Here is a 6,237-nt window from a genome sequence, read left to right as displayed (position 1 = left end):
ACCGGTGGTCCCCTGAGGCAATATCGAGTGGCCTTCAAACCTCAAAATACTCAGTTACCTAATGGGAACTGGAAGGAGCTGGTAAGGCCTTCCGATTACCCGGACCTGGAGTCCTCAGTAAAAGACCGGTCTATGGCTCCCTCCGCGCTTGGTGTCAAGATCCGGGTTTCGTAGTGGCTGTTTTTGGTATTCTGTGCGGCCACTGTCTCGGTGTCACCCTGCCTGATCCATACAGATCGAACCTCTATCAACCGACGATAATTAAAAGCTGAACCCAGCAGTTCCTAGATGTACCAAGCCACTCACTTCGAGTTCTCAGTCATCACTTCAATCAGCTCCGACCACCCCTTCCGAGAGATCAGCTGAGCCTTATAAACCGAATTCAGAGCATATGCTGATGTTGGCTTATGCCGAACTCCCGGGCGCTGTCTCCTGTCACAGCGTCACGGATAATTCAAAGGTCGGCATAACCAAAGACTGACATGCTTTTTCCCGATCTTAGGAGAAAGGCTCTAGCCATGAACCGACAAGCAGACACAGGTCCCACCGACGACTGGTAGACGAGGCTGCGGTTACGTCCTCGCCGCGGTGGTGGCCCATTGAACCCACTGCTGAGAAAACTCATCGACTTGCTTTCCAAATAGGGGTACGCACTTACGACGTCGCATAACATTGTGCGCGCTGCACTCCGCCTCGGCGAGTGGATAAGTCGCGACGACATCGCGATCGCGGACCTTCAATTACAAATAATCACAGCATTGATCCAGGCCGACAAAGCTGCCCATCAAAGCCACAGGGTCGCGAACGAATCAACCGCGGCTATCGAACGGTTCCTTCGCACCACGCAGCCCCTCTCACCAGTCCCCGCGGACGACGGCATCGCCAAACTTGTGGATAAGGTTGTGGCTTGATGTCTGTCGTTCCCGAGCTGTATCCAAACGAGCCAGTTTAGATGTCACCAAACCCTGTATCAGTCCCGACCGATTCGGCCCCGATTTGGACCAGTTACAGACGCGTTGGATGTTCATAGATCACAACGGTTCAGAAAGAAATGTGGGCAAGTGACCATTTCAACGGTTAAACTTTGACTCAGTAAGACTCTGACCAGGCAACTTATCGAATGTTAAACTGTGGGCCCAGAGGGACTTGAACCCCCGACCCTCTCGGTGTAAGCGAGATGCTCTAGCCAACTGAGCTATAGGCCCCACAGCAGGTCAGGAGCAATAGCTCCCGAACGTGCTTGACCAGTATGCCATAAGGCCATGCGGGCAGACGAATTCCGTGTTCAGTCGCTCTCTGTCTTCAGCAGGCGCGCCACGATATTGGCGAAATTCTCACCTGCATCCGCATCTTCAATACCGAAGAGTCTGCGATTCTGTTCGATCGCCACGGCACCGAGGGCATGTGCCATCACTCCATGGGAGACGGTCGTGCCTAAGGCTTCAGCACTCAATGCGCTTGGAGTCACTGCGGCGGGGGCGATCGAGAATCCGAGGAGCATAATCTCAGCACCGTCACGATAGGTCAGGAGGATGTCCCGCAGCGCCATCGCAGTCACAAGCGGGTCAGAAGTCGATGGGCATCGCGCATCGACCTCAGCATTCATCCGTGTGGCGATGAGGACGAAGAGCTCCTGCTTGTCTTTGACGTGCCAATACAGTGCGGAAGGCTGGACCTCGAGCTCACGAGCGAGCCTGCGCATCGACAGATCACCCAGTCCGTAGCGCGAAAGGATGTCGAGGGCGGTTGTCGTGATGCTCCCGGCAGTCAGTGCCAACGAGGTGTTCCTTCCATTTGCGGATGGTCGACCGTGCCGATTTTTCAGAACGGGTCACCATCGCTATAGTAGTTCCTGGTCACGGGATATAGCGCAGCTTGGTAGCGCGCCTCGTTCGGGACGAGGAGGTCGTGGGTTCGAATCCCGCTATCCCGACCATGTAATGTGTCGCGACATCGTTCACTCGATGTCGCGGCACATTTTTCTTGTCTCCCGTGCCGCCAGGCTGGGTCACCCCAGGTCAGGCCCAGAGCAAAACATCACTGCTGGACGCCTGAGCGCTCAGCTCACATCGGTTCGAATGGTCAGCAGGAAGGCGGAATCCTCGTGCGCCTGCACGGAGTGCCTCTCCGGAGGTATCGTCATGAGATCACCGGCGCTGAGCTCCCACGACTCCTCGGCTGAGGACAATGCCACACGTCCCTGCAGCACCTGCAGCGTCGCCTCCGGCGGAGAATCGTGTTCGGCCATCTTGGTCCCTGCCGTCAAGGTCAGCAGCGCTTGTTTGAGATAACGCCCGCTGTAGACACCGTGGGCAGCCCGCCCGCTGTTTGTACCACGCGCCTTTTCCAGAAGTTCGCTCGTCAGCTCACCAAGGTTTTGAGTCTGGGAATTGTCCGTCATCGTATCTCCTGTCCTAATGTCGAGTTCACGAGGGCGTGAAACCATATTTCATTCCCGCCGTCACCCTGATGCTAACTTGAAGTTGATCAGTTTCAGACCAACAGTGGAGGTTCCCATGACAGATGAGACCGCGCCCGAAATCATCGACGTGCGCACGGTACCAAAACCTGAACGGCACCCGTTCGTCATGGCCGCCTATCAGAAACTCGATGTCGGTTCCGGACTGATCCTCATCAACGATCATGAACCCAAGAACCTCAAAATCGAGATGGAGGCCGAGTACGCTGAGGCGCTGGCCTGGGAACCGCAGGCATCGGATGACCAGGAATTTCGGGTTCTCATCAGCAAGCGAGCAGGAACACCACTCCCCCGCGTCCTCGCTGATGTAGGTGAACTCGGCGGGGCGGCTGAGACCTCCGGGTCAGTGTGGCAGCTTCAGCCTCAGCAACGTGATCTCGATGCAAACATCATCGCCCTGTCTCCAGGCGGTGAGATCAAGGAACACGTCGGGCCGGGACTCGACGTCCTCATCCATATCCTCGACGGCGCCGGAACCTTGGAGACGGAACTGACCACAATTCCGCTGACCCCCGGCCAGATCGTCTGGCTGCCACGCCGTTCTCGTCGCCGATTCCTCGCCGACGACGCTCTGGGCCTGCGTTACTTCTCAGTCCACCAGCGCAAACAGGGACTGACGATCACCAGTCGACACTGATCCCATCGGAGAAGAGGCCAGACGGTTCGGTCAGATCTGCAATGAAGACTGCAGTCAGGCTACGGGTTCGGGATCGTCTGGGCGGTCAAACGCAATGGTGATGAGCCTGCGCAGGACCGCCTCGTCAATGTCTTCTAACTTACGGACATACACACACCCGGCGCCCTCTGTGTATGTGCCGAGGCCCGGCAGCAAGGCAGCCTCAGCCGACGTGTCCTTGAGCCCGTACAACGACAGCTGAGCCTTACGTGGTGAGAACCCGGTCTTGGGCCACACACCACGATTGCGCGGATTCGACGGTGAGACGTATTGGTACTGTCCATAACCCACGATCGATGGACCCCACATCACCGGCTGGGTGCCGGTGACCTCACTGAAGAGCTCTTCGAGCCTGATCCCGTCCTCACGTCTCTTGTTCGGAACTGCGGCCTGCAGGAATTCCCCGACGTCGGCATCGGTGGGCTGTGTCTTCTGTGTCGTCATGGCTTAAGTATGGACTCTCAGCAGTGTTCCGGCACCGCAGCGATGTTCAGGCACCGTCTGGGATCCATGCAGTGCCGTCTTGAACCTTGTAGATGAGGTTGGTTCGGGTATGGGCGACGGCCGGGTAGCGGGTGAGATAGTCGAGGACGAAGGATTGGACCGCCTCGGTGTCTGTGGCGACGATGTGGAGCAGATAATCATCGGCTCCTGCCATGTGATACATCCTTACAACCCCCGGGAACTGAGGTGCTGCGGCTGTGAAGGCGTCGATCTCCGCACGGTCATGCTTGGCCAGACGGATTGAGATCAAAGCTTGGAGTGGAACACCTATGGCTGCGGCATCAATGTCGACGCGAAAGCCTCGGATCACGCCCAAGGTCTTGAGGCGCTTGAGGCGAAGGGACACCGTCGACTCCGAGATGCCCACAGCCGCAGCCAAAGCGGTGCCGGATGCTCTGGCATCATCACTGAGAGCTTTGAGCAGCTGGCGGTCAACATCATCGAGTTCCACTTTCTGCGACATGACTCACATTCTGGCATAGCAGATTCAAGAAACTTTCATTGTGTAACCAAAAATCACAGATCCTGGACCGAGGATTGCAGTTCATAGCAGAAGTGACTTGAATGCTGTCATGACCTCACTGCACCCAGAAACGCTCATGGTCCACGGCGGAATGGACGGCCTCACCGAGGCAGGAGTCCACGTTCCGGCCATCGACCTCTCGACCACCAACCCCGTCAACGATGTCGCCACCGGCGGTGACTCCTACGAATGGTTGGCCACCGGTCATCGGCTCAAGGACGGCGACTCGGCCGTCTACCAGCGCCTGTGGCAGCCCGGCGTCGCACGCTTCGAGACCGCCCTGGCCGAACTCGAACGCGCCGACGAAGCGGTCGCATTCGCCACCGGCATGGCCGCAATGACCGCGGCCCTCCTGGCAGCAGTCAGCGCAGGAACACCCCACATCGTTGCAGTGCGTCCCCTTTACGGCGGAAGTGACCATCTCCTCGAATCGGGACTGCTGGGCACGACCGTCACGTGGGCAAAGGAAGCCGACATCGCCTCGGCGATCCAAGACGACACAGGACTCGTCATCGTCGAGACCCCAGCCAACCCCAGCCTCGATCTCGTTGATCTTGATGGTGTCGTCGCAGCCGCCGGTAACGTCCCGGTGCTGGTGGACAACACCTTCTGCACTCCCGTGCTCCAGCAGCCCATCTCCCACGGTGCGGTCCTGGTTCTGCACAGTGCCACCAAATACCTGGGCGGTCATGGCGATGCCATGGGCGGAATCATCGCCACCAACTCCGACTGGGCGATGCGCCTGCGACAGGTCCGCGCGATCACTGGGGCACTCCTCCACCCCATGGGTGCCTACCTTCTCCACAGGGGACTGCGCACCCTGGCCGTGCGCATGCGAGCGGCACAGACGACCGCCGGTGACCTCGCGCAGCGTCTGGCCGGCCACCCTGCCATCGCGGCAGTCCACTACCCGGGCCTGGAAGGCCAGGATCCGCGTGGGCTGCTTGGACGTCAGATGTCCGGTGGTGGAGCCATGATCGCAATGGAACTCGCCGGCGGCTTCGATGCCGCACGCAGCTTCGTCGAACACTGCAGCCTCGTCGTCCACGCGGTGTCACTGGGCGGTGCCGACACACTCATCCAGCATCCGGCGTCGCTGACCCACCGGCCGGTCGCGGCCACGGCCAAGCCCGGCGACGGTCTGATCCGGCTCTCTGTCGGACTCGAACACGTCGATGACCTGGCAGATGATCTCCTCGCCGCCCTCGACGCGAGCTGAGCCGCAGCCTGATTCCACTGCTGCGTTGACATTGACGCGACGTCAACTTCTAAGCTGATCGTCATGGACTGGTCCATACAGGAAACAGCACGGATGACGGGGACAACGAGCCGAACGCTGCGTCACTATGACGCAATCGGCTTACTGCCACCGACGTACACTGCCCACAACGGATATCGCTACTACGACGAGACAGGGTTGGTGCGCCTGCAGCGCATCCTCCTGCTCAAGGAGCTGGGGATGCCATTGAATCGGATCGCGGAGGCGCTCGAAGCCACCGCCGACCCGATAGCGGCATTGGGCGACCATGTGCACAGCCTCGGACGCGAGCGTGCACGGATCGAGAGGCAGATCGCCGCCGTCACCGCGACCATCGCACGATTGGAAGCAGGTGAACCTCTCATGGCAGAGGAAATGTTTGACGGATTCGACCATCGCAGACACAAAGAAGAAGTGACGCAGCGCTGGGGCAGAGAGGCGTATGAGACATCAGCGCTATGGTGGGAATCCCTTCCCAGCATGGATAAGCAGTCGTGGAAAGCCATGGTCGAGGAACTCAACCAAGACTGGACCAACGCCGCCGAGGCAGGGGCCGACCCGGGATCAGATCGTTGCCAGGACCTGGCTCGACGTCATGTCGAGTGGCTCAGAGCCGTACCCGGGACTCCTGCCGAAGATCCGTCGGGGAACCTCGACGGATATGTCCGCGGCCTGGCCGATATGTATGTCAGCGATCCTCGTTTCGCAGCCAACTACGGCGGGGTCGAAGGCGCCGAGTTGGTCCGAGACTCACTCGAGAACTACCTCAACATGAACGCAGGTCAACCGCAGTGATC

7 protein-coding genes and 2 tRNA genes are annotated in these 6,237 nt (G+C 59.0%); 4 read left to right on the top strand and 5 right to left on the bottom strand.

The genetic code is table 11. The features are described from left to right. Window positions 1–1,131: 1,131 nt before the first annotated feature. A tRNA-Val gene (locus INT29_RS14995) sits at window positions 1,132–1,205 on the bottom strand. A gap of 80 nt (window positions 1,206–1,285) precedes the next feature. Then, window positions 1,286–1,777: a TetR family transcriptional regulator gene (locus INT29_RS14990; RefSeq protein WP_101575086.1), complete on the bottom strand. Its 492-nt coding sequence runs from the start codon at window positions 1,775–1,777 to the stop codon at window positions 1,286–1,288. Window positions 1,778–1,859: 82 nt separating this feature from the next. Between INT29_RS14990 and INT29_RS14985 the strand changes: the two genes are divergently transcribed. Then, window positions 1,860–1,936 (top strand) — tRNA-Pro (locus tag INT29_RS14985). A gap of 123 nt (window positions 1,937–2,059) precedes the next feature. On the opposite strand, the gene INT29_RS14980 is transcribed toward INT29_RS14985, so the two are convergent. Further along, window positions 2,060–2,401: a cupin domain-containing protein gene (locus tag INT29_RS14980; protein WP_101575107.1), complete on the bottom strand. Its 342-nt coding sequence runs from the start codon at window positions 2,399–2,401 to the stop codon at window positions 2,060–2,062. Between the two features lie 115 nt (window positions 2,402–2,516). On the opposite strand from INT29_RS14980, the gene INT29_RS14975 reads away from it, so the two are divergent. Then, window positions 2,517–3,116, top strand: coding sequence for a DUF2249 domain-containing protein (locus INT29_RS14975; protein WP_193072127.1), 600 nt, complete (start codon window positions 2,517–2,519; stop codon window positions 3,114–3,116). 54 nt (window positions 3,117–3,170) lie between these two features. On the opposite strand, the gene INT29_RS14970 is transcribed toward INT29_RS14975, so the two are convergent. Both INT29_RS14970 and INT29_RS14965 read right to left on the bottom strand, forming a co-directional pair. After that, entirely contained in the window at window positions 3,171–3,599 is a 429-nt protein-coding gene (locus tag INT29_RS14970; protein WP_193072125.1) for a DUF1801 domain-containing protein, read from the bottom strand. 46 nt (window positions 3,600–3,645) lie between these two features. Beyond that, the gene (locus INT29_RS14965) at window positions 3,646–4,122 is read right to left on the bottom strand and encodes an Lrp/AsnC family transcriptional regulator (RefSeq protein ID WP_101574646.1); all 477 of its coding nucleotides are present in this window, start codon (window positions 4,120–4,122) and stop codon (window positions 3,646–3,648) included. 109 nt (window positions 4,123–4,231) lie between these two features. Between INT29_RS14965 and INT29_RS14960 the strand changes: the two genes are divergently transcribed. Together INT29_RS14960 and INT29_RS14955 are read left to right on the top strand one after the other, a co-directional pair. After that, window positions 4,232–5,401 carry a trans-sulfuration enzyme family protein gene (locus tag INT29_RS14960; RefSeq protein WP_193072123.1) on the top strand — a complete coding sequence of 390 codons (1,170 nt, stop codon included), beginning with the start codon at window positions 4,232–4,234 and terminating at the stop codon, window positions 5,399–5,401. A gap of 63 nt (window positions 5,402–5,464) precedes the next feature. Next, the gene (locus INT29_RS14955; protein ID WP_193072121.1) at window positions 5,465–6,235 is read left to right on the top strand and encodes a MerR family transcriptional regulator; all 771 of its coding nucleotides are present in this window, start codon (window positions 5,465–5,467) and stop codon (window positions 6,233–6,235) included. Window positions 6,236–6,237: the final 2 nt, after the last annotated feature.

Origin of the sequence: Brevibacterium sp. FME37, assembly GCF_014897485.1 — a bacterium.
Classification (GTDB): Bacteria; Actinomycetota; Actinomycetes; order Actinomycetales; family Brevibacteriaceae; genus Brevibacterium.
The sequence above is the reverse complement of the archived record's forward strand: the minus strand, read 5'-3'. Positions and strand labels throughout refer to the sequence as shown.

Excerpts from the sequence above, each read along its gene's own strand:
- INT29_RS14980 (WP_101575107.1), bottom strand. The coding sequence starts at position 2,401 with ATGACGGACAATTCCCAGACTCAAAACCTTGGTGAGCTGACGAGCGAA.
- INT29_RS14975 (WP_193072127.1), top strand. The coding sequence starts at position 2,517 with ATGACAGATGAGACCGCGCCCGAAATCATCGACGTGCGCACGGTACCA.
- INT29_RS14970 (WP_193072125.1), bottom strand. The coding sequence starts at position 3,599 with ATGACGACACAGAAGACACAGCCCACCGATGCCGACGTCGGGGAATTC.
- INT29_RS14965 (WP_101574646.1), bottom strand. The coding sequence starts at position 4,122 with ATGTCGCAGAAAGTGGAACTCGATGATGTTGACCGCCAGCTGCTCAAA.
- INT29_RS14960 (WP_193072123.1), top strand. The coding sequence starts at position 4,232 with ATGACCTCACTGCACCCAGAAACGCTCATGGTCCACGGCGGAATGGAC.
- INT29_RS14955 (WP_193072121.1), top strand. The coding sequence starts at position 5,465 with ATGGACTGGTCCATACAGGAAACAGCACGGATGACGGGGACAACGAGC.